Here is a 23831-nt window from a genome sequence, read left to right on the forward strand (position 1 = left end):
TAAGATGAAAAAATATATTATAATAGTATTAATGTCGGCTTTTATGATTTCGTGTAAGTCTAAAGCCGTCGCTGTTCAAAACAATAATACTACTGAAGTTGTTGCGAAAAAAGACAATAAAGCAATCGAAAAACATTACGAAAACAAACTAGATTTTTCGACCTTAAATATAAGAGCCAGCGCGAGATATGAAGACGAAAAACAAAGTCAAAATGTTACAGCCGATATAAAAATCGAAAAAGACAAACAGATTTTAATAAGTGTTAAATTTCTGGGAATTACAATGGCAAAAGCTTTGATAACCCCAACAACAGTAAGTTATTACGAAAAAATAAAAGGAACTTATTACGAAGGAGATTTTAGCAGTTTGAGCGAATGGCTAGGAACTGACCTGGATTATAATAAAGTTCAGAATTTATTAATTGGAGAAGCTTTTGATGATTTACGAAAAGGAGAGTATACGCAGACAATTGTAGAAAATCTTATTCGTTTAGAAGATCAAAAAAGCCAAAAGATTCAAAAAGCATTTTATTTAGATCCTGAAAAATACCTGGTACAAAAAGAACAGATTTCTCAGTCAGCTGAAAATATAAAGCTAGAAATCAATTATTCAGATACTAAAACTTTCAGTCAGGGAACTATTCCAACAACATTGGTAATTAATGCATTGCAGCCAAAAGGAACAACCAATATTAATTTGAATTATAACAATATATCATTTAACGAAGAACTTTCTTTTCCGTATAGTGTGCCAAGCGGTTATAAAAAAGTTTTAATTAAGTAAATTTGTAAAAAGAAAAATAGAAAGATGCCAAAATTTCTCCTAAGCCTAATTTTTGTTTGCGCCACGACTTTTGTCTGGGCACAAGATTCGCAGCAAGAAAAACTTGAACAGCGCAAAGCGCAGATTCTTCAGGAAATAAAAGACAACGAAAAAATGCTGCAATCTGTAAGGAAAAAAGAAAAATCAGCAGTGAATGAATATTTAATTCAGGCAAATAAAATTAAGCTTAAAGAAAAGCTGATCAATACAACAGCAAAACAGGAAAGAATTTTAAGCAACGACATGTATATTAATCAGGTACAGGTTAATAAACTGAAAAAAGAACTGGCGGTTTTAAAAGAAGATTATGCAAAAATGATTTTGAAATCGTATAAAAGCCGTTCTGAGCAAAGCCGTGCGATGTTTATTTTATCTTCAGAAAGTTTTTTACAAGCCTACAAAAGAGCACAATATTTAAAACAATATACAAATTTTAGAAAAAACCAAGGTCTAGAAATTCAGTCTAAAACCGCGCAACTAGTTGATTTTAATGCAAAACTAGACGGGCAGAGAAAGGTTAAGAAAAAAATTATTGTTGAAAACGAAAAAGAAAAACAAAGCTTAGAAGTAGAGAAAAAAGAACAGCAAAAGCTTGTTAACGCAATTAAAAAAGATAAAAACAGAATCGCATCTGATATTAAAGCAAAACAAAGCGAATCAAAAAGAATTGACAGACAAATTGATCGTTTGATTCGTGAAGCAATTGCCGAAGCAAACAGAAAAGCGGCACTTGAAAAAGCTAAAGAAAATCCTGGATCTAATGCAACCGTAAAACCAGTTTCATCTTCTAAAATCGCAATGACACCGGAAGATAAAGTTCTGGCAGCAGATTTTAAAGCAAACAAAGGAAGACTGCCTTGGCCGGTAGAAAAAGGATTTATTTCGTTAGGTTATGGAGATCAGCAGCACCCACTTTATCCAGATATTAAAGTTCATAATTCAGGAGTTGAGATTACGACTGAAGATGGCGCAAATGCAAGATCTGTATTTGCCGGTGAAGTTTTCAGTGTAATGGTTTTATCTCCTGTAAATACAGTAGTTATGATACAGCACGGAGATTACTTTAGCGTTTATCAAAACCTGAGCAAAGTATTTGTAAGTAAAGGAGAAAAAGTTTCGATCAAACAAAATATTGGAAAAGTAAGAACCAGCGGAGATAGCGGAAAAACGGTTATCAAATTCTTGATTCTTCAAAACACAACCAATACCGATCCTGAAAATTGGTTACAAAACAGATAAAAAAAGGGAGCTATTTAGCTCCCTTTTTATTTAATCATATTGTTCTAAAAAATATTTAATAACATCAGTTGTTGTTACAATCCCTTTCAGTTCTCCGTTATCTACAACCGGAAGAGCGTGAAATTCTTCTTTTACAAATGTCGATGCCACATCTTTAATAATAGTGTCAGAAGAAAGAGTTTTAGGTTTTGAGGTCATAACCTGAGGAATCGTAAGCATATCTAAAATAGCTTCATCAACACCTTCCTGTCCGTCGAACAAAGCACCAAAAGTAAGACGGTTTACATCTGTACGGCTAATAATACCCACAACTTCCTTACCGTTTACAACAGGAATATGTCGAATAGAATTCGATTTTAGTTTTTCTACTACTTTTCTTAAATCGTCATTTTGATTTACAGTCACCACTGTTTTAGTCATGATGTGACTAATTGGTTCTCTTTTTTTCATAATAGATCAGTTTTATATTTACATCAAATATGTAGAATAATTCTGATAAATAACCTGACCTTTATCAGCTTTTATAACAATTAAAAACGCTATATAGAGATACTTTTTTGAGAGTAATATATTGAAAAGTATAGCGAAATTTCAATAATAATTCTTTACTTAATTTGAAATTGCAATGAATGAATTTAAAAATAGTATTTTTGCACTATGGAAACAAATAGACAGAAAAAAATAGGCAGTGTCATCCAAAAAGATTTGGTTGATATTCTGCAAGGTGAAGTGCGAAAAAATGGAGTTAGCAATTTGGTAATTTCAGTATCCAAAGTTAGTGTAACCTCAGATTTATCTGTGGCAACGGTATATTTAAGCATTTTTCCTCAAGAAAAAGCAAAGGAAACTTTAGAAGGAATAAAATCAAATACAACTTTAATAAAACATGATTTGTCACAGCGCGTTCGTCTTCAATTGCGTCGTGTGCCAAATTTGGTTTTCTTTATCGATGACTCATTAGATTATATCGAAAAAATTGACAATGCATTAGCAAACAGAGAAAACCCAATTGAAAACCGTGATCTTTTAGAAAAAAGAAGAAAATCATAAATTGAATTTCCCATTTTACATAGCCAAACGTTATCTTTTCAGCCTTAGTAAAAATAACGCGATCAATATCATCAATTTAATTGCCAGCATGGGAATTATTGTTGGTACAATGGCTTTGTTTGTGGTTTTATCTGTTTTTAGCGGATTAAAAGTTTTCAGTCTTTCGTTTACAAATGAAATTGACCCAGATTTAAAAATGACAAGTACGTACGGAAAATCATTTTTAATTTCACCCCAGCAAGAAAAAGAGCTGAAAGAAATTAATGGTGTTGCCTGTTACACTAAAATTATTGAAGAACGAGTTTTATTTTTATTTAAAGATAAACAACGCGTTACCTATTTAAAAGGTGTTGACAGTATCTACCCGGTTGTAAACAATATTAAAGTAAAGCTTTTTAACGGACAATGGCTAAAACCAGATTCGTATCAAGTTGTGATTGGTTACGGAATTGCACAGGATTTTTCACTTGGAATTCTTGATTTTGAAAACCCGCTGCAGATATTTGCTCCAAAACCCGGAAAAGGAGCAATCGACAATCCCGAAGAAGCATTTAATAAAACAGATGTTTTACCCGTTGGGATTTACTCAATCAGCGAAGATTTAGATTCGAAATATGTTTTTGCCGATTTAGGTTTAACACAGGAATTATTGATGTATAAGCCAAACCAAATTTCGGGAATCGAATTCAGGTTAAAACCAAACGTAGATGAAAATGCGGTTAATGCGCAGATTAAAAAGATTTTTAATAATAAAGTCACTATAAAGAATAGAGAGCAATTGAATGAGTCTTTATATAAAATGCTCAACACCGAAAATATTGCTGTTTATTTAATTTTTACGCTTGTAATTATTGTGGCACTTTTCAATTTGATCGGAGCTTTAATTATGATGATTTTAGACAAGAGGGCAAATTTAAAAACCCTTGTTAATCTGGGAATAGAAATAAACAGCGTGAGAAAAATTTTCATTCTGCAAGGAACTTTACTAAGTGTTTTTGGAGGTTTGATCGGACTTTATTACGGGATCATACTAGTTACATTACAGCAAAAATATGAGCTGATAATGATCACGCCAACATTGGCTTACCCAGTTGTTTTTACACTTGAAAATGTTGTAATCGTAATGACAACAATTGTTTCTTTAGGATTTATAGCTTCTCTAATCGCCAGCAGCCGTGTAAGTAAAAAATTATTAGATTAATTTTTTCTTTCAAAATATTACTTATATTTACCGCCTTGAAAATTCACAGCATATGATAGTTTCTGCCTAATCCTATTTTATTTTTAAGAATAATTAGGATACTTACGTTTTTACTTTTTCAGTTCAGATAAAATATCTGAACCAATTTTATCATTTATCCTAATATATCATGACAGAAACAACTATACAAAAAAGTTTTTTTTCTAAATTTTTTACCACTTTAAAACAAGCCTTAAAAGGCGACGAATCATTTGATTATACTGCCGGAAGTATAAAGAAAGCCGTAATTCTATTGGCCATTCCGATGGTTTTAGAAATGATGATGGAATCGGTTTTTGCTTTAGTCGATTTATATTTTGTCGGACATTTAGAACATAGCAGTTTTGCTATTCAAACGGTTGGCTTGACAGAATCTGTGTTGACTATTATATATTCTCTTGCAATAGGAATGAGCATGGCCGCAACTGCAGTTGTTGCAAGACGTATTGGAGAAAAAGATCCAGTCGCTGCCGCAAAAGCCGGAATGCAAGCCATAATTGTAGCATTTGCCGTTAACGCTGTCTTAAGTGTTTTGGGAATTATTTATGCAAAAGATATTCTGCTTTTGATGGGTGCTTCAGTTGATGCTGCCGAGCACGGCTTCAGATTCACGCAAATTATGATTGGCTCAAGTTTATGCATTATGCTTTTATTCCTGATTAACGGAATTTTCCGTGGAGCAGGAAATGCCGCAATTGCAATGAAAAGTCTTTGGATTGCCAACATTTGTAATATTATTTTATGCCCAATATTAATTAACGGTCTTGGACCAATTCCTGCTTTTGGTTTAGTTGGAGCTGCCTTGGCAACAACTTTGGGAAGAAGCATTGGAGTTTTATATCAGGTTTATCATTTGTTCTCTGGAAACGGAATTTTAAAAATTAAAATAGCCTATTTCGCTCCAGACTTTAAGCAGATAAAAGCTTTGGTTAAGATTGCTGCACCAGGAATTTTACAATTTGTAATTGCATCATGCAGTTGGATTTTCTTAGCACAATTAGTCGCAACAACCGGAGGCGATCACGGTTCTGCAGGATATCAAACGGCACTTAGAATTATGATGTTTTTTATTCTTCCAGCTTGGGGATTGAGTAATGCTGCGGCAACTTTGGTTGGACAGAATTTAGGGGCAAAACAAATTGAACGTGCCGAAAAATCAGTTTATACAACAGCAAGATATAATGTAATTTTCATGGCAACGATTATGATTATTACTTTAGGCTTTGGCCAATATATTATTTCATTTTTCACCAATGATGAAATGGTTAAAACCATTGCGGTCGAAGCGTTGCAAATTATGAGCATCGGATTTATCTTTTACGGAATCGGGATGGTTTTGATTAATACTTTTAATGGAGCGGGAGATACATGGACGCCAACCGGAATTAATTTCTTCGGGTTTTGGCTGTTTCAAATTCCGCTGGCTTTTGTATTAGCCAAACATTTTAATATGGGACCAACTGGAGTTTTCATCGCAATACCCGTTGCCGAAACCGCTATAACTTTAGCTGGAATCTTTTTCTATAAAAGAGGAAAGTGGAAAAGAGTTCAAGTATAATTTATAATAAAAAAGGCCTTCAATATTGAAGGCCTTTTTTATTTGTAAGAATATATATTAAATTTGCTTTATGAAAGATTCTATCCAAAATAAGATTAATAAAATTCAGGAAATTGCTTTAGCTTCTGCTTCTGAGAAAAACATTGCTGATGACAGAGATGTTACAGAATCAAATTATAGTGATAATTTGACTAAATCAATTCGAAATAAAAAAGAAGCTGAACTATTTTTTTCTGAGTTAAAATCAGCTATTGATCTGGCTAAAAGAAATTCAACGAGAAATATTTTAGAATAAAAATATATAAAAAAAGACCTTCGATCGAAGGTCTTTTTTGTGTTTCAGTTTTTTGTCAAAGTTCAAAACTTTGACAAAGACTATATTTTAAACAAACTCATATCCAGCATAAACCTGTTCGATTTCTTTCATAATCGCAAACAAATCTTCTGGAGCATCAGTCGTAACTAATTTCTGTTTGAATTCTTTAAAAGAATGAATACCTTTAAAATAGTTGGTATAATGACGACGCATTTCTACAATTCCTAAACGCTCGCCTTTCCAGTCCATTGACCATTGCAAATGATTTCTGGCAGCTTCAACACGATCAATAACCGTTGGAGAAGGTAAGTGCTCACCTGTTTTAAAATAATGCTTGATTTCATTAAAAATCCACGGATAACCAATCGCCGCGCGGCCAATCATGATACCGTCAATTCCGTATTCATTTTTATATTTTAATGCTTTTTCCGGACTGTCGATATCGCCGTTTCCAAAAATAGGCATTGTAATTCTTGGATTGTTTTTTACACGCGCAATGTGTGACCAGTCAGAATGACCTTTATACATTTGAGCGCGAGTTCTGGCGTGAATAGTCAAAGCCTGAACACCAATATCCTGAAGTCTTTCTGCAACTTCATCAATATTAATAGAATTTTCGTCCCAGCCTAAACGCGTTTTTACCGTAACAGGCAAATCTGTCCCTTTGATAACAGCTTGCGTCAAACGCACCATCAAATCAACATCTTTTAAAACCCCGGCTCCGGCACCTTTACAAACTACTTTTTTTACCGGACATCCAAAATTGATATCTACTAGATCTGGTTTTACAGTAGAAACAATTTTAGAAGACATCTCCATTGCTTCTTCATCACCACCAAAAATCTGAATTCCAACCGGACGTTCGTAATCAAAAATATCCAGCTTCATGCGGCTTTTTATAGCATCACGAATTAATCCTTCCGACGAAATAAATTCAGAATACATCATGTCAGCTCCATGCGTTTTGCATAATCTGCGAAACGGCGGATCACTAACATCTTCCATCGGTGCGAGTAATAAAGGAAATTCGGGTAATTCTATGTTGCCAATCTTGACCATCTTCGTAATTTTTTGCAAAATTACAACATTTTAGTCGAATTGGCACAATTCGAGTGACAAAGGCTCAAAGCAACAAAGGAACAAAGGTTTTTTATAGTGCTGATTAACAGACTTTGAACCTTTGTCCCTTTGCAACTTTGAACCTATACTAAGAACGATAATCAAAAAATCGAATTGGTTTTCTACTCATTGGGTTAAAAACTAAAGGGTTTAAAGTTTCTTTTGAGGCAAATTCTATTTTTGGAGTTACTCTCAATTTTGCTCTAAAGTGATCTTTAATTTCCTGTAGAAATTCTGGAGTTTGATTTTTAACGGCAATTTTTATCACGATTTCATCAGTGCCTAAATCGTTTGTAGAGATTTCGATAATATGATTTTCGATATTGTCAAATCCGCTTAAAACATCGTTCATTGCCGGCGGATAAAGCGTTGTCCCTTTATATTTTATCATTTGCTTTTTACGGCCAAGAACGGGACCAACACGCAAAGTATGTCGCCCGCAGGCGCAAGGTTCGTTATGAAGCTGTACAATATCTCCGGTTTTAAAACGCAACAACGGCATCGCTTCAATACCTAAAGTAGTAAAAGTAAGTTCGCCAGTTTCTCCGTCTTTTACAGGTAAATTATTTTCGTCCAAAACTTCAACGATGATTAATTCCGGATGATGATGCCCGCCTTTTCCATGTTCACATTCTGTAAAAGCCGTGCTCATTTCAGTAGAAGCATAAGTCGAAAACAATTTAATATTCCATTTATCAGTGATTTTTTTAGATAAAGTATTCATCGAAAAATCCTGATCACGCAAAGATTCTCCAATGCAAATTGCCCCTTTTATGCTCGAATTATTATAATCGATTCCGTGAATTTCGGCATATTCAATTAACTTCAATAAAAAGGACGGAACGGTAATTAAATAACTTGGATTGTATTTTAAAATCGAATCCCACTGCATTTCCGGAATTCCGGCGCCAACACGAATCACGCCGACTTTTAATTTTCGAAGACCCAGAAAATAAGCCAGACCAGCCATAAATTTTCTGTCGATTGTCGTCATTAATTGCACCACATCACCTTCGGCAATTCCGGCGCAGGCAAACGAAATAGCTTCATTATAAGCCAAACGATCCAAATCAGAATCGGTTAAACCAAAAGTTACAGGATCGCCTAAAGTTCCTGAAGTCGAGGCGTAATCGATAATTTTATTTTGCGGAACGCATACAAAATCATCATTATATTGCTGTAAATCTTCTTTTGTAGTAACGGGTAAATGTTGTAAATCTTCTAAAGTTTTGATTTTTGAAATATCAATATTTTGTCCGGCAAAAAGTCTTTTATAAAAAGGAGAATTTTGACTGATATATTCTAAAAGTTCTGTTAGTTTTTTTTCTTGAAAAATTTTAATTTCTTCTAAAGAATCTTTTTCTATTGCTGGAATCATTTTAATTTTCTTTTGATTTTTTTTAAATATTTTTCAATTTTTTCTTTTTCAGGCAGCGTTGTAATTTCTTTGGTCAAAGCTTTTTCAAAATTAAGTTTTGCCTGCTGAAAATCTTTTATTTGGTAAAAGTACAATCCTGCCTTATAATATACAACCCAATAATCAGGGTTTAATGATTGATAATTTTGAATGAATTCTGGAGAAATTGTTTCCTTATTTTCAAGAAACGAATCTATTTTATGATCTTCAACTTTGAATTTTTTATAATTGCGAAAAGCGGCTGTTTCTAAAAACGGATCTTTGGCAATATTTAAATTTCCTTTTTGAAAAGAATTTACAGCATCATTTTTTCTTTCGCCAAAAACAGAATTCAAATCGTAACAAACAAATTCGCCCAATTGATACGGATTTGCCGAAACCCAAACCAATTTTTCTTTCGGTTTAAAAATAATTCCGTGATGCGCCATTAATTGGTTCAAAGCTTTTTCTGAACCATAACCAAGCGGAATATCTTTCAAACCATTTTTATTTCGAAGAATTTCTGAAGCAATTTCAGGATTCACTTTTGGATTTTCTGCCAGAAGTTCCTGCATTCTTTCAAAACGATATTCAGAATGACTGTTAAGAATTTGTTCCTGATTTCGTTTATCAGTTGCAAATTCATCGCCTTGAAAATGATTAGAACATATTAACTGATCAGTGTTTGGAACATCGTAAACGTCCATTTTTTTTGGGGAAACTTCAATCAAAATGGCTTTATTGTCGTTTGCACTTCCCACCATTATTGATTCAGAAACGAATACTTTTCTCTTTTTTGCAATCGAAACGGCTTCGTCAATATTCTTGGCATGTTGTAAAATTTCACGTGTCAAAATTGAAATTGGTGTTTTGGCAATTAGCGGAATTTTAGATTTCGAAGCATTAATCGTTACCGTTAAACCTTCCTGATTCATTCCCGAAACGGCACCAACCATTCCCGGCCAGGTAACCATCATGAATTTGTAGCCAGCTTTAGGATTTATAAATGCCACTATTTTATTTTCCGCGAAAGCGTCATTTACATAGAAATCAAAATTGCGTCCGAGGATTAAATTTCCATCTTCTGTTTTTTCATTCCACGCAGCAAAAGACGAGCAGCCAACCAAAGCCAAATCTTGTAAAGCATGACCAATATCGTGCGCCGCATGAAGATATAAACCACGCTGATATTTAGGTGCGATATTATCAAGTTCATCCGAAGTATATTTAGAAACGCCATAAATTTCCGTTTGATATTCTTCGGGAACATTCAAATATAATTTTCGATTGTACCATCTTAAAAACTGGCGGAGTATTTTTTGCTGAAAATTAGACGGGATAAAATCTTTTACTTTGGAGAAAAAAACGCGCTGCTGATTTTTTAAAAGAGAATCGGTTAAAGCTCCGGTGTTTAAACCAATTTCCAGCGGATCGCCTTCGGCATACAATTCCCAAATGCCTTGTTTATTTTTTAAAAGCGAATTTTTACCTGAAATAAAAACCGAATCAGATTTTTTTACAACGATTGGTTTTGCCGAATTATAGTGAGAAAGATCCGGTTTATGATGCATTGATTTTGATGTTCCGCAAGAAACAAGCAAAAATGTAAAACCGATAAAGAAGATAAATAAAATTCGGTTTTTCATGATTTCTATTCAGATTCGGAATTGATTTTCGTAACCAAATATTCTTTGCCCACAATTTCAGAACAGGTTGAAACAGCACCAATTGTTACGCCTAAAACGCCGTGCATATTGATACTCTGCCCGGTAAGATATAAATTATCTAATTTGGTTTTTGCCGGAATCAGCGTTTTCATCGGATTGTTAGAATCTTTAACATACCCATACATATTTCCGTTGTAACCGCCAATATAATCGCGATACGAAAGCGGAGTAGAAGTGTGAATTGATTTTATACAGTTTCTAATTCCCGGAAATTTAATTTCAATTTCGTTTAAAAATTTTTCGGCTTTTCGGGATTTAAATTCCTCATAACTTTCGCCGCGGTCGCTTTCTTCTGCAGTTGTATTAAAAGTGTCGGCCCAAGGCGCAACATCTTCATATTTCATATAAGTAATAAAAGTCATTCCTTCGGCCCAGATTTCTTCTTTTTTTGAAGCATTCATGGAAGCCATAAAACCTTTTGGCCACGAATTTTCATCATATTCATGTGCCGTCCAGACTTCGCTGGTTTTCTTAAAATGATAAAAATTATGATTGATATATTTAAAAGTTTCCGGCTTAAAAACAATATATAAACTAAAGGCCGAAATAACGCCTTCAAGACTTTGTACACGATTGACAAAAGCTTTCCTGAAGTTTTCTTCCCCCGCCATTTTTAAAGTCGTTTTCGGTTCGATATTCGAAATAAACATGGAGCCAAAAACTTTTGTTCCGTCTTTTAATTCAACAAAATTGACTTTATTATCTTCAACATTAAAACGCGTAACTTCTTTATACTTGTAAAATTCTCCGCCGTATTTTTTGAGTTGTTTTAAAAGCTGTTTTGTAATCTGGCTTCCGCCGTTAATACATCGCCACGAACTTTGAATATAAGAGTTTACAGATAAGGCATGAACGTAAAAAGGCGATTTATCCGGAATACCCGCATACAAAAAATTGGAACCGGCAAGAACCGCTTTTAGTTTTTCATTCTGCGTACATTCTTCAATCGTTTCTTTTGCATTTAATGCCAGAATTTCGTTGTCGTATTTACCTTCCCAGTTTAAATTATAAAGCGGAAAAGCATCGCAGATGGTTTGCAGTTTTTCGCAGTACTTTTCAATATTTGCTTTTTCTTTGGGAAAAAAAGCAGTTAGTTGATCGACAAAATTTTGATAACCCTGCGCATGTGGATATTCGTTTTGATCGTCTTCAAACGAAATCATATCGTAACAATTCTCGTCTAATTTTTTTAAGTTGAGATGATCAATAATGCCGATATATTTAAAATATTTATACAGATTTTGACCTTCAGACAAACCTCCGATATAATGAATTCCGGTATCAAAAATAGTTTTATCACGAACAAAAGTCTGCAGATTCCCGCCGTATTGATTGTTCTTTTCGAGCACACAAACGCTGTAGCCTTCTTTAGCCAAAATTATAGACGAAACCAATCCGCCTAAACCGCTGCCAACAATTACTACATCGTATTGCTCTTTCATTGCTTTTTATTTAATACAATTATCGTATTTTCTTCTGAAACAATTTCGAAACCATAATCAACTAGTTTGGTTTTTAAATTAGAAGAATTAGCTAAAATTATTGACGAAGCGGCAATCACTTTTTCAAGATCCGAAACATAATTTTCATCAGAAATTAAAACTACTTCATATTGATTTTCAACTACAGAATCTAATTGATCGAGATAAGATATTTTTCTCTTTTTTAGAAAATAATTTGTTTTGGCAACCAATACTTTTTCTTCGTCGTTTATAAAAGAAACTATTTTTCGCTGCGGTTCCTGTAATACTAATAAAACGTCTAATTGCCCATAATCATTGCCAAGATGTAAAATTTTAGCTTTAGGATTAATGTGTTTATTTAAATTGAAATACGTTTCCAGATTCTGTTTTAAATCTTTTTTTACAGCATCGCCAATTTCAATTTCTTTATAATCGTAACTATTAACCAGCATTTTTTTAAAATAATCCGGACCTTCTAACTGCTGACGAATTTTGCGATGTTCTGCTTTAAAAAAGGTGCTTATTTGTTTTGTTCTTTCGGCATAATTGTTTCCAAACGAAGTATTTTCAGGAGTAATTCTTTCTAAAATAGTAACGGTTAAATTTCCATCATGAATGATAAAATCACCTTTTGGAATTAACTCTGAAGCACCATGAATGACAACGGGAATTATGTCTAATTTAAATTCTTCGGCAAGGAAAAAAGCGCCTTTATGGAATCGTTTTATTACATTGTTTTCTGAACGCGTTCCTTCAGGAAAAACCATTAACGAATAACCTTCGTTTACTTTTTTGCGTAAATGTTCAACGCCGCCTTCCAAACCTTCAGAAACAGGATAAAATCCCGCTTTTCTAACAACGCCGCCAAAAATAGGAGAGTTATAAACCCAGTCGCTTACCAGAAAAATAATTTTCGGGCTCAGCATTCCAATCGATAAAATATCTAAAAATGAAGAATGATTAGCAATAATAACGGCAGGTTTTTCAAATGTTTCATTAAAATTATTAACGACTTTTTTGTGTATAAAAGGGTTAGAATACAATACCGATTTCATGTATTTTGAAACGATATATCTAAAACCTTTCATTTTTGTTTTTTTACTGAGCGGCAAAATCGGCATTAATGTAAAACTGAAAAATGACATTAAAATTCCGCCCATGCCGTAATAGAAAAATGACATTACGCCATAAAGAAAAGTGCGCAATTGAAAAGGCGGGTTTCCTTTTTTAGGACGATTTGATAAAAATAATTTAAACAGAATTGGGTAAAAAATAAACGTAATAATTAATGCCGCAAAAACCCCAATTAACGAAACGGAAGAAATGGAACGCAAGGCCGGATGTTTGGCAAAAATCATCGCGCCAATTCCTAAAATGGTTGTAATTACTGCCAGAATAATTGAAGTTCTGTAAATGGCAATTTCGTTTTTTCCGTTTGTGTATTCTTTCTGTAAAGCACTTGTCATGAAAATACTAAAATCGACACCGTGACCAAAAATCAAAGTACAGACAATCATGCTGAAAATATTCATTTGAATGCCAAAAATGCCCATAATTCCGGCTGTTACAATTCCCGTTAAAGCAATTGGAATACAGCTTACAATTACTAATTCGATTCTTCGGAAAAAGAAAAACAAAATCAAAATTACAGCAACGAAAGAGTAATTGACAAGCGAATTAAAATCGGTTTTTAAAGTGCTGAAAAAAGTCTCGTTCATTTGCTGACGATCAATTGCAATAAGATTTTCTTTTGCAGAAGTCGATTTTACAAATTTGTCGCGCTGTTCCGACGTGACTTTTACTAAAGTAGAAATCGTGTAAAAACCATTTTTCTCGGTTACGAATTCTTTCAGTTGTAATGCCTGAATTTTTAAATAATCTTCTGTAGAAATGGGTTTGAAATCAAAATCTAAATGATCAAAAAACAGTGAATAAGTGGTTGGCTTAAAGCCGAGTTTTGAACCTTCGGCGATTAATTGAGATTTTAAAATTTGTTTTTTTTCTGCGTTCCAAAATGAATTCCATTTTTCGATTTTCTGAAGCTGTTCTTTCTGCGAAAGCACAATTCCGCCAACAGAACTAAAATTCAATATTTTGTCTTGTTGTTTTTCTTTAGATAAATCGCTAAAAAGCTTGCTGTTATTCTGCAAAACTTCTTCCATGCTTTTTCCGTAAGCCGCAACATAAATGGTTTTTGAAGTTAAGCTGGTACTTTCTTCCAATTGTTTTTCGGCCGCCTTAATATCTTTCGGAACAAAATTTAACTGCGACAAATCGTTATTGTAACCAACATCATTATACGTAAAACAGCAAATAATGGTAATGATAACGCAAAAACCAATTAAAAATTTGTTGTTATGAAATGAAAAATGAGCCAGTTTATCGATCGCATTTTTCTTGTGTTCAAAATTGTTTTCTTTTGGTTTGTATAAATGCGGTACAATTAAAAGAGAAAAAATTCCGGTTGCCATAACAATAACGGCAGCAAAAATTCCGAGATCATTTAAGGCATCTGATTTTACAAAAAGCAGACATAAAAAAGCAACAGCAGTTGTTGAACTACTCATAATTACCGGCATTGTAATGTCTTTATACAATGTTTTGATGTCGCTGTTATGCTTGTAATGCGTCAGAATGTGAAGCGAATAATCGATTGTGATTCCTAATAAAATAGAACCAATTCCGAGAGAAATGGCTGAGATTTGTTCTTTTACAAAATATAAAAAGGCAATGGCAAATAAAGCCCCGAAAACCGTTGGCAGGAAAATAATTAACGGAATAAATATTTTTCTGTAAAACAAAATCAGGATCAGCATTAGCGTAATCATGGCGATTGTTGTCGTTAAAACAATATCACTTTTAATTTGATTGGCATTTGCAACGGCAATCAAAGCAGAACCAAAATAAGTAACAGAAGTTTTTTCTTTAAACTTGGTGTTTAAATTTTCCTGAATTGATTTTAGTTTTTCGGCAAAAAGGGTATTCTTTTCTGTTTCGCTCGATGAAATATCTGAAGTTATAAAAAGCAGTAATTTCTTTTTATCCTTTGTCATTACAAAACCATTGTCGAGCGTAAAATCGTCGCCAATATTTAACTGCTGTAATTTTTTTAAAGCAATAAAAGAAATCCCAAGCGGATCTTGCAGAATAAAATCTTTGGTAATAAATCCCGAAGGCGAAATAATCGATTTGTAATTTCCCTGAACGGTTGCTGCAATACTGTCTTTTTGAAGTTTAGTTTGAATAGCAGCATAATCTTTATCTTCAAGAAAAAGCGGCAGATTATTGTAAACAAAATCGATGGTTTCCTGAATATTTTCTTCATCAACTTTTCCCTGAATTCCGGTTATGTAAGGTTTACAGGATTTTGAAACGCTGTCTGAAAAAGCCGCAGCCATTTCTTTTAAATCTTCAGCAGAACCGTTTTTTTCGAGTTTGAAAATAACGGTCGTTTTATCGGCAAAGTTTAATTGTTTTAAAACTTTTGCGGTTGCATCGGCTTTATCATTTGTTGGGATAAGTTTGGTAATATCTTCTTCAAACTTAATTTGGGAAGCAAAAAAGCCAAATACCAAAAGCATCAAAACGGCCAAAAGAACCGAGAGCGATTTTCTTCGGTTTACAAATAAATGAATGGCGTAAAAGTATTGATGCATAATTATTTATTATTGTTTTTTTGCCACAGATTAAAAGTTTAGCTTTAGTCTGTCACCCTGAGCGAAGTCGAAGGGCGTTCCAATTGGACGTGGGCTTCGACTTCGCTCAGCCTGACAACTGGATGTAAAAATCATTTTAATTCGTATAATCTGTGGCAAAATCTTATTTAATATTCGTTTTGTTTTTAGAACTAAAAGCACTTAAAAGCAAATAACTTATAAGACCGGCTGATAGTGCTAAAACGGATGCTAAAATAAGACTTCCGACGATATATTGTGCAGCGTTTTTTTGAATATCGTCGAGTGTGGCCGAACTATCTAAAATTAGCGGCGCATCGCTCGAAATAAAAAGGCTTCCTGTTTTTAAAGAACCGTAGATTACCAGCGGAATAAAAGGAGGAAAACTCACATTTGAAGATAAAAAAGCAATGACTTTATTAAGCCTGAACAAAGCGGCAAAAGTAAAAAGGAGTATAGTTTGAAATCCCCAAAAAGGTGAAATTCCAATAAAAATTCCCAAAGCAATTGAGGCAGATTTCGTAAAATTAGAATCGTTGCTTTCTAAAATATCTTCTAAGAAAAACTTTTTAAAACCTTTTTTTTTTGCTCGCCGAAAGAAATCGCGAGGTTTAATATAAAGCAAAGCATTGGTTACCAAAACCGTATTTAAAATACTGATTCGGGTAAAATCACTGAAAGGGCGAAAATGAGAAACACGTTCTGCCGGATCATATAAAACCTGAATTGGAATGTTTTTTACCACAATTCCTTTCCATGCCGAACGAACAATCACTTCGATTTCAAACTCAAATTTATTGGTATAAAATCGTTTTGGAATTAATTTCAAAGGATATAATCTAAAACCGGATTGTGTGTCCTGAAGTTCAATTCCGGTTTCAAACTTAAACCAGAAATTAGAGAATTTATTACCGAAACTGCTTTTCTTAGGAACATTTTCCTGCGTCATGTTTCGGCTTCCAATTAAAAGAGAATTGGGTTCGTTTTGAATTGCTGAAATAAAACCTGGAATATCAGATGCGAAATGCTGCCCGTCAGAATCTATCGTGATGGCGTATTCAAAATTGAGCTCAATTGCTTTTCTAAAACCATTTCGCAGCGCCCTTCCTTTTCCTAAATTTTTAGGATGATGAATTTGCGTAAACTGCGAATATTGTTTTAAAATTTCGCTAGTTTCATCTGTTGAACCATCGTTGACAATAATGATATTTTGAGTGAAATCTAAAATAGAATCCAACACTTTTTTCAATGTTTTCTGGTTATTGTAAGTGGGTACAATAACACAAAATGAAGTTGAATCGAGCAATTCCTGCTTTGATAAAATAGGTTTCATTGAGAATTTTTCATGAGCTTATTTTACAAATTGCTTCTCTTTTTCAGAGAAACTTTTCGATTGCAAAACAAAGTCTTTTAGATAATCTTTCAACGCGCCATTTTGCTCGGCATAATGAGCTGTGATGAATTTTTTATCTTCTTTAATATTTTTTCTGTAACCTGTAATTCCGGGAACATTTTCCTGAATACTCAATCGAATCATTCTGATTTCGATATTATTAGGTTCGCTTTTTATAGTCGATTCCAAAAGTTTTGCACCTTCTTTAAAACGAGAAATTTTGCTTCCTAATACACTTTCAAACTTAGAATCTAATAAAATCGAAGCCGCTTTGTAAGCCACTAAAATTTTATCATCGTTGTTTGAAACACCGGAAAGTTTTTCGATAAATTCCTTAGAATTGGTTTCTGATTTTGCAACATCAGTATACATTTTGCGGATAGCAGCCAAATCCGGCGTTCCTGCAAAATTTATCCATAGAAGTAATGACAATAGTAATTTCATAATTATAATTTTTTATACACATTGCTTAATTTTAAAGCTGTGGTATCGTTAAAATATGTGGTGTTTTTCACCTTTACCAAATCATCTTCTGTGGTTGTAATATCAATTTCTAAACGCAGTTCCGGATTTGTTTCCGGATTTATTAATGCCATGAATTTTACATTCGAAAGTGTTTGTATAATCAACGAACTTTTTGTGATTGACTCCGCAAGTTCTTTAATAATCTGAATCATGCAAACACCCGGCATTATTGGGTTTCCAGGAAAATGACCTTTAAAAACCTCATGATTGGCATTAACTAATATACGAAAATTATATTTAGCATCGCCTGTTTTCTCCTCTGAAAGCACTTTGTAAAAGTCTTTTAAAACCATATTTTTTATTATTTCACATCAAAAGAATAGGTAACACCTATTTGAAAATTGACATTAGTATTATAATCACCAAAAAAATAATGTTCGTTTGAATTATTATGATAATAATCGCTGTCTAAAACATCATAAAGGCCTTTTTTAAATCGAATCTCAAACCCAAGTCCCGAAGGCATTTTATAAGCAAGGCCTGTAACAAATGAAAGATCATTATTTGTTTTTCTAAAAGCTAAATTATCATCTAAAAGAACGTCTAAAGCCGGACCAAACTGTACTTCTAAACCTTGTCCAAATTTAAATTTGTTAATCAAACCAATCGACAAATAACTTATTTGTAAATCCTGATAAACAGTTCTTTCTGTCTGTGTATTTGGGTCAATAAAATTTCGTGCAACATTATTAGAACCCTGCCTGATATAATTTATTTCGGGCTGAAGCGCATAACGTTTCGATATATTTATTTCTCCAAAACCGCCAATATAAAAATCAGGTCTGTAATCAGCATGCGTTTCGGAAATTGTCGATAAACTCAAACCAGCTCTTAAACCAGGATTAAAAGTTACCTGAGCTTTTGAGGCAAAGATTCCTATAAATAAAAAAGCAAATACGATTATTTTCCTCATTATTTTACTTTAAAAGTATAGCTGATTCCTATTTGGAAAACCTGATTTAAAATAACATCATTATAATAATAATCATCATTGTTATTATTAAGTCCGTCATAGCCATAAATATCAATCAATCCTTGTTTGATTCTCGCTTCAAAAGACAATCCATTTGGCAGCGTATATCCAACACCTCCAACAATTGCAAGGTCAAAACCTTCAGGATTGCTGTTGATATAATTATCACCAACTTTTATATCTAAAGATGGACCGGCTAAAACATGAAAACCTTTACCTCCAAAATGATATTTGGCAACGGCACCAAGTGTAAGATAGTTTAATTCATACTTTTCAGAATAATAACGGCCGTTTTCGAAATATCTTCCTTCATCCCCTTGTCTTGAATACGTTATTTCAGGCTGTAACGAAAAATATTTATTAAATTTAATGTCCACTAGTCCACCAATATAAAAATCTGTTTTAGATCTGTTATCGTCAATATTGGTTAATGTTGAAATATTTAAACCGCCTCTAAGGCCGGGACTAACTTTTACCTGCGCTTGTGATTTTACAAGACCGATAAATAAAACGAATGCAATTAAGGTTATTTTTTTCATCTTTTTATTAGTAATTTTATGGTTAGTTTAAGTTTCTACTCTGATTTAAAATAATTTAGCTCAATTTTAAGCTTAATATTTTGATGAATTATCTGAATCTTCTCAGCAAAAATATTGTTTTCTGAATGGAAAAACAGTGTAAATTTTTCTTTTGTTTTAGATGCGTGAACGATCTTTTCTAATTTTTGATCTTTTTTTGAGATAAAAATATAATTGTCCCTTTTGCCATCTGCTGATTTATAAATATCATTTGATTCGTTTTCAAATTGTTCCTGAATCAAATATTGCTTTTTTAAAAGCAGTCGAAAATCTTCTTTTAATGTATTAATTAAAATTTTTCGATCTAATTCTGAAACAATCGAATTGACTTTAAAATCATTTTCAGAAATTTCAAAATCCATTAATTTATTTCCGAATTCCGTTGTAAAAACAATTCGGTGTGTGGTGTCGTTTATTTTTTTTGCAATGAAAATTCCCGACAATTCATTTCCGTAAACAGATATATTAGTTTTATAAACATAATCCGTTTTTGAATCTGAAAAATACGGAACCTCTACAGCCGTTTTGTCTAATTTTTTCGGCGTATAGTTTTTTGTGACCGAGCCGCAAGAAACCAAAACAATTGCCAGAAAGCAATTAATTAGTAAAAACTGAATCGTCGATTTTTGCATTGATTACTTTATTTTTAAGTACAATTCTGGTATAATCCTCAGATGATTCTAATAATTTTACCTGAACAACAGTTGCTTCTTCCTTGTCAAAAGTCAGTTCGATTTGTTTGATGTATTTTTTCAGCGTCGCATCTTTCGGAATAAATTTCGCTAAGTTCTGACCTTTCAGTTTAAAATACGAAATCGTAAATTCTTTATCATCAAACATATTTCCGCTTACGCTTCCCACGATTAATTTATTAATTCTCGCAAAGATTTTACTGTTGCCAATATCAACCGCGCTTTTCTTTCCTTCGTCGTTAATCAGGATTTTTCCGTTCTTGAAAACAATGCTGTAATTATATGGTTTTTTATATTGCCATTGCAAAAGTGCAGGTTCTTTAAAAACCATTTTTCCCGAAGTTTCAATGTCTTTCGAAAGAAAGTCCAAATGTTTATACTGAACAAAATCAGTACTTAAAGTTTTGATTTTTTTCGCCACAACATTTACATCTTGCTTAAAAGAAGCAATTTCGGCATCGGTCATTTTTTGTTCCTGAGCGAACAAATTCCCAGAAATAAATAGAATTAGTAATGCTATTTTAGTTTTCATATTTTGTTAAAAATTGTGCTTATTATTTTGCCACGAATTACACCAATTTTCACCAATTTTAATTTAATAAAATCCGTTTTAATCCGCGTTTTCGCTTTAGCGAATCTGTTTAATCCGCGTTCAATTCATAAGCATTAAGATTCAAAAGTTCCTCAATCGAAACCACTTCATAATCATTCTGCTGTAAAAATTGCAAAAACTGTTCCAATACTAAAACAGAGTGTGATCCGGTATCGTGCAAAAGTACAATTCCGCCCGGAGAAACCCGTTTTATAATTCGATTGAAAATTAATTCCTGATTTTTAGTTCCTCCATCAAGAGAACGAATATTCCAGCCAATTGTTTTATGTCCGGTGATTTTTAAAGCTCTTCGAATCGAAGGCGTCGTAACTCCATAAGGCGGACGAAAGAAGTTTATTTTCTTAGAAGTAAATTTTTCCAGCAATTCATCTGTTTTACGAAGTTCCTCCGTTACTTTATCTTCATTATAAAAATCGAAAAATTTAGAATGAGAATAAGAATGATTTCCAACCAAATGTCCTTCTTCAATAACTTTTTGAATAATTTCAGGATGTTTTTCAATGTTTTTTCCAATGCAGAAAAATGTGGCTTTAGCATTGTATTTTTTCAGAAGATCTAAAACTTCTAAAGTAAATTCGCTTGGGCCGTCATCAAAAGTTAAGGCAATTTTTTTCTCTGTTTCCAGCGGATTATTGCAGAAAGCTTTTACATGATAATTAGAAGAAATTCTCGAAGAACCAACAGCATTTATTCCGATCCAGATAAAAATTATAGCAAAAAAATACCACAGATTTATTGCCATAAAAAAATTCAGAAGAAAAACTAAAAGCAATAAAAAGATAAAAAAGATCGAAATGTTTTTATGCGTTATCATTTTGAAAGTAACGTAAAACTATGATTTTTTCCGTTTAATTGATTGTACAATAAAATGGTTTTGTAAACTGGTTTTACAGCCGAATTTACTTTTATAATTTCAGGAATTTCCTGTGTTTTTAAAATTTTTGAAGCCATCCAAAAAGCAAAAGCCGAAGCCGTATCATATTCGCCGCTCAAATGTTTGTAATATAAAACAGGAGTTTTGGCGAAAGCATTTTCAGCCAGATTTTTATAATAATTTTCGAAAGAAGCATTTCCATCAAAACCTAAAACCAAAGCATCAACATCAGAAATTTCTAAATTATTTGATTTCAAAAATGATTTAATTTCAGATTCAATTTCATTTTCTGCCAGCGTATTTACGATTGTAATATCCAGAAGTTCAGCGTATGTGTTTTCTTTTCTTTCATTTTCTAAAACAAAAAAACTGGCACCTTCTCCGTAAACAGCTCCACTCGTTGTAGAATTTAAAACATCATAAGGAGCAGCATTATCAGCTTTAATACGGCCGTTTAATTTAAAAAGTGAAGTCGTGTAATCTCCATTTTCATCAACGCCGCCTACCAAAATTGAGTTTGCTTCGTTTTCCTCAATCTGCATTTTAGCATCCAAAAGTGCCGATTCAAAAGAAACCGCGCCGTTTACATACGTAAAATTATAACCTTTACATTGCTGTAAAAGTGCAATCTGCGCACCAACTGTATTGTGCGTAGATTGAATAAAAGAAGTTGGCGTTAAAAATTCTTCTTTATTATCTAAAATGCTTTTCAGGAATTTTTCAGAATCTTCGATACAGCCTAAACCCGTTCCGGTAATAATTGCATCGACTTTTTCAACATTCGCATCTTTCATGGCTAAAGCCGAAGCTACGATTCCGTTTTTTACACCTTTTGCCATTCTGCGGCTTGCAGCTGGCGAAATATATTCTTTGTATGCCGGCGAAACAATTGCCAATACATTTTCGTCGTGATTAACATTGGCCTCTTCTAAAAAAACAGTATCAAATGTTTTTTGAGTCGAAATACAGCCTACTCCATTTATATATGTTTTTTTCATTAGCTTTTTGAAAATATAAGAGTGGAACAATTTCCTCCAAATCCAAAAGAATTAGATAAAACGTGTTCGATGTTTTTATTTTTTAGAGAAGTCTGCGGAGTCAAATCGAATTCTTCCATCTGCGTTTCAAAATTCAAATTCGGATAAACAACATTATTCTGAATAGCCAAAACACTGTAAACGGCTTCAATTGCTGCCGCCGCCGCTAAAGTATGACCCGTAAAAGGTTTTGTCGAACTAAAATCCGGAACTTTTTCTTCTTCATAAATTCGGCGTAAAGCTCTTCCTTCAGATAAATCGTTATTGGGCGTTGCAGTTCCGTGAACGTTGATGTAATCAATTTGAGAAGGTTTTAAACCCGAAACTTCAAACGCTTTTTTCATCGCCAAAAAAGCGCCGTCTCCATTTTCTGAAGAAGCCGTTTGGTGAAAAGCATCATTTGCATTTCCGTAACCGGAAACTCTTGCCAATACTTTTTTGTTTTGCTTTTCAACAATTTCATCCGATTCTAAAACCAAAAAAGCTGCAGCTTCCCCAAGATTTAATCCTTTTCTGTTATTGTCGAAAGGTTTGTTATAATCGTCAGATAAAATCATCAAAGTCTTAAATCCGTTGATCGTGAATTTTGACAAAGCATCAGCTCCGCCTACAATTACACGATCTAATTTTCCGGTTTTGATTAATCTTGCACCCAGCATAATAGAATTTGCTGCAGAGGAACAAGCAGTACTAATTGTAGAAACCATTCCTTTTAAACCCAGTTCTTCGGCAATTTTATCTGCAACATCGCCGCCGTCGTGACAGGTAATATATTTAACCAGTTCAGGTTTTTCGAAATAATCGTAATAATGTTTCTCCGTCATGTCCATTCCGCCCACACTAGTAGCCGAAATAAGTCCGGTTCTAAATTCGTTGATCGAGGTTATGCCGGCATTTTCAACAGCTTGTTTTGCTGCCAAAGTACCAATCATAGCGGTTCTCGAAAAATTATTATCGCTATTTAACCCCAGTTCGCTGATAAGCTCATCGTTGGTTTTTTTAATTTCACCCACTTTGATAACATCTGCATGAACTGTAGAAATATTAGAGATACGGGAAATCCCGATTTTATTTTCGATTAACGAATGATAATTTTCCTCAACCGAATTCCCGATTGCGGAGATAATTCCCATTCCCGTTATTGCAACACCTTTACTCATTAATTTTAGAGTTTTGATTTTAGATTGTAGATTCTAGAACTTTGTCAAAGTTTTAAACTTTGACAAAGCTTTTTACATCATCTGCGAAAACCTGTTTAATCAGTATAATCCGCGGGCAAAAAACTATTTAGTTCTGTTAGCGCTAATGTAAGCCGCCATAGTTTCGATAGACTGGAAAATTGTTTTCCCTTCTTTCGGATCTACTAATTTAATTCCGTAATCTTTATCTAAAATCACGATCAATTCAAGTGCATCAATCGAGTCTAAACCTAAACCATCTCCAAACAAAGGATCGTTATCAGCAATGTCTTCGATTGTGATATCTTCAAGGTTTAAAGTCGTAATGATTTTATTTTTTAATTCTTCTTTTAATGCTTCCAT

Annotated in this window: 23 protein-coding genes; 6 read left to right on the forward strand and 17 right to left on the reverse strand. The window is 33.3% G+C overall.

Features of this window, described 5'->3' with window-relative positions; translation table 11 throughout:
* Positions 1–4 precede the first annotated feature (4 nt).
* On the forward strand, positions 5–784 hold the full coding sequence (locus NLJ00_RS05740; RefSeq protein WP_053472970.1) for a DUF4292 domain-containing protein: 780 nt from the start codon (positions 5–7) through the stop codon (positions 782–784).
* A 24-nt stretch (positions 785–808) separates the two neighbouring features.
* Entirely contained in the window at positions 809–2062 is a 1254-nt protein-coding gene (locus NLJ00_RS05745) for a murein hydrolase activator EnvC family protein (RefSeq protein WP_053472969.1), read from the forward strand.
* 30 nt (positions 2063–2092) lie between these two features.
* Here the strand turns inward: NLJ00_RS05745 and NLJ00_RS05750 are convergent, their stop codons facing one another.
* Positions 2093–2512: a CBS domain-containing protein gene (locus NLJ00_RS05750; protein ID WP_256636539.1), complete on the reverse strand. Its 420-nt coding sequence runs from the start codon at positions 2510–2512 to the stop codon at positions 2093–2095.
* Positions 2513–2719: 207 nt separating this feature from the next.
* Between NLJ00_RS05750 and rbfA the strand changes: the two genes are divergently transcribed.
* The 4 genes from rbfA (at position 2720) to NLJ00_RS05770 (ending at position 6205) form a co-directional block, all read left to right on the forward strand.
* On the forward strand, positions 2720–3112 hold the full coding sequence (rbfA, locus tag NLJ00_RS05755) for a 30S ribosome-binding factor RbfA (RefSeq protein ID WP_053472967.1): 393 nt from the start codon (positions 2720–2722) through the stop codon (positions 3110–3112).
* 1 nt (position 3113) lies between these two features.
* The gene (locus NLJ00_RS05760; protein WP_256636540.1) at positions 3114–4313 is read left to right on the forward strand and encodes an ABC transporter permease; all 1200 of its coding nucleotides are present in this window, start codon (positions 3114–3116) and stop codon (positions 4311–4313) included.
* Between the two features lie 169 nt (positions 4314–4482).
* Positions 4483–5910, forward strand: a complete 1428-nt coding sequence (locus tag NLJ00_RS05765; RefSeq protein WP_256636541.1) for an MATE family efflux transporter — start codon at positions 4483–4485, stop codon at positions 5908–5910.
* Positions 5911–5980: 70 nt separating this feature from the next.
* The gene (locus tag NLJ00_RS05770; protein WP_256636542.1) at positions 5981–6205 is read left to right on the forward strand and encodes a hypothetical protein; all 225 of its coding nucleotides are present in this window, start codon (positions 5981–5983) and stop codon (positions 6203–6205) included.
* A gap of 87 nt (positions 6206–6292) precedes the next feature.
* Here the strand turns inward: NLJ00_RS05770 and dusB are convergent, their stop codons facing one another.
* From dusB to NLJ00_RS05850, 16 genes are all read right to left on the reverse strand, one after another.
* Positions 6293–7285: a tRNA dihydrouridine synthase DusB gene (gene dusB, locus NLJ00_RS05775; protein ID WP_256636543.1), complete on the reverse strand. Its 993-nt coding sequence runs from the start codon at positions 7283–7285 to the stop codon at positions 6293–6295.
* Between the two features lie 148 nt (positions 7286–7433).
* Complete coding sequence (locus NLJ00_RS05780) at positions 7434–8723, reverse strand: phenylacetate--CoA ligase family protein (protein WP_256636544.1); 1290 nt, start codon at positions 8721–8723, stop codon at positions 7434–7436.
* Positions 8720–10387, reverse strand: coding sequence for a C45 family autoproteolytic acyltransferase/hydolase (locus tag NLJ00_RS05785; RefSeq protein WP_256636545.1), 1668 nt, complete (start codon positions 10385–10387; stop codon positions 8720–8722). Before NLJ00_RS05785 ends, NLJ00_RS05780 begins: the two co-directional genes overlap by 4 nt.
* Before the next feature lie 5 nt (positions 10388–10392).
* Positions 10393–11910 carry a phytoene desaturase family protein gene (locus NLJ00_RS05790; protein ID WP_256636546.1) on the reverse strand — a complete coding sequence of 506 codons (1518 nt, stop codon included), beginning with the start codon at positions 11908–11910 and terminating at the stop codon, positions 10393–10395.
* The gene (locus NLJ00_RS05795; protein WP_256636547.1) at positions 11907–15587 is read right to left on the reverse strand and encodes a 1-acyl-sn-glycerol-3-phosphate acyltransferase; all 3681 of its coding nucleotides are present in this window, start codon (positions 15585–15587) and stop codon (positions 11907–11909) included. The genes NLJ00_RS05790 and NLJ00_RS05795 overlap by 4 nt, the downstream gene beginning before the upstream one ends.
* A 163-nt stretch (positions 15588–15750) precedes the next feature.
* Positions 15751–16938 carry a DUF2062 domain-containing protein gene (locus NLJ00_RS05800; RefSeq protein ID WP_256636548.1) on the reverse strand — a complete coding sequence of 396 codons (1188 nt, stop codon included), beginning with the start codon at positions 16936–16938 and terminating at the stop codon, positions 15751–15753.
* 18 nt (positions 16939–16956) lie between these two features.
* The gene (locus NLJ00_RS05805) at positions 16957–17442 is read right to left on the reverse strand and encodes a hypothetical protein (protein WP_053472958.1); all 486 of its coding nucleotides are present in this window, start codon (positions 17440–17442) and stop codon (positions 16957–16959) included.
* 2 nt (positions 17443–17444) lie between these two features.
* Entirely contained in the window at positions 17445–17816 is a 372-nt protein-coding gene (locus tag NLJ00_RS05810; RefSeq protein WP_053472957.1) for a 3-hydroxyacyl-ACP dehydratase, read from the reverse strand.
* A gap of 8 nt (positions 17817–17824) precedes the next feature.
* Positions 17825–18436 (reverse strand): outer membrane beta-barrel protein, encoded by a 612-nt coding sequence (locus NLJ00_RS05815; RefSeq protein ID WP_053472956.1) that lies wholly within the window; start codon positions 18434–18436, stop codon positions 17825–17827.
* The gene (locus NLJ00_RS05820) at positions 18436–19035 is read right to left on the reverse strand and encodes a porin family protein (protein ID WP_053472955.1); all 600 of its coding nucleotides are present in this window, start codon (positions 19033–19035) and stop codon (positions 18436–18438) included. Before NLJ00_RS05820 ends, NLJ00_RS05815 begins: the two co-directional genes overlap by 1 nt.
* A 35-nt stretch (positions 19036–19070) precedes the next feature.
* Complete coding sequence (locus tag NLJ00_RS05825; RefSeq protein WP_053472954.1) at positions 19071–19706, reverse strand: hypothetical protein; 636 nt, start codon at positions 19704–19706, stop codon at positions 19071–19073.
* Positions 19672–20298, reverse strand: a complete 627-nt coding sequence (locus tag NLJ00_RS05830; protein ID WP_053472953.1) for an outer membrane lipoprotein carrier protein LolA — start codon at positions 20296–20298, stop codon at positions 19672–19674. The genes NLJ00_RS05825 and NLJ00_RS05830 overlap by 35 nt, the downstream gene beginning before the upstream one ends.
* Positions 20299–20407: 109 nt before the next feature.
* A complete protein-coding gene (locus NLJ00_RS05835) occupies positions 20408–21121 on the reverse strand; it encodes a polysaccharide deacetylase family protein (RefSeq protein WP_256636549.1) in 714 nt (237 codons plus the stop codon).
* Positions 21122–21189: 68 nt separating this feature from the next.
* Complete coding sequence (locus NLJ00_RS05840) at positions 21190–22251, reverse strand: beta-ketoacyl synthase N-terminal-like domain-containing protein (RefSeq protein WP_256636550.1); 1062 nt, start codon at positions 22249–22251, stop codon at positions 21190–21192.
* Positions 22251–23450 (reverse strand): beta-ketoacyl-[acyl-carrier-protein] synthase family protein, encoded by a 1200-nt coding sequence (locus NLJ00_RS05845; RefSeq protein WP_256636551.1) that lies wholly within the window; start codon positions 23448–23450, stop codon positions 22251–22253. The genes NLJ00_RS05840 and NLJ00_RS05845 overlap by 1 nt, the downstream gene beginning before the upstream one ends.
* 123 nt (positions 23451–23573) lie before the next feature.
* Positions 23574–23831: a phosphopantetheine-binding protein gene (locus NLJ00_RS05850; RefSeq protein WP_012023174.1), complete on the reverse strand. Its 258-nt coding sequence runs from the start codon at positions 23829–23831 to the stop codon at positions 23574–23576.

Origin of the sequence: Flavobacterium panici, assembly GCF_024499525.1 — a bacterium.
Lineage (GTDB): Bacteria > Bacteroidota > Bacteroidia > Flavobacteriales > Flavobacteriaceae > Flavobacterium > Flavobacterium panici.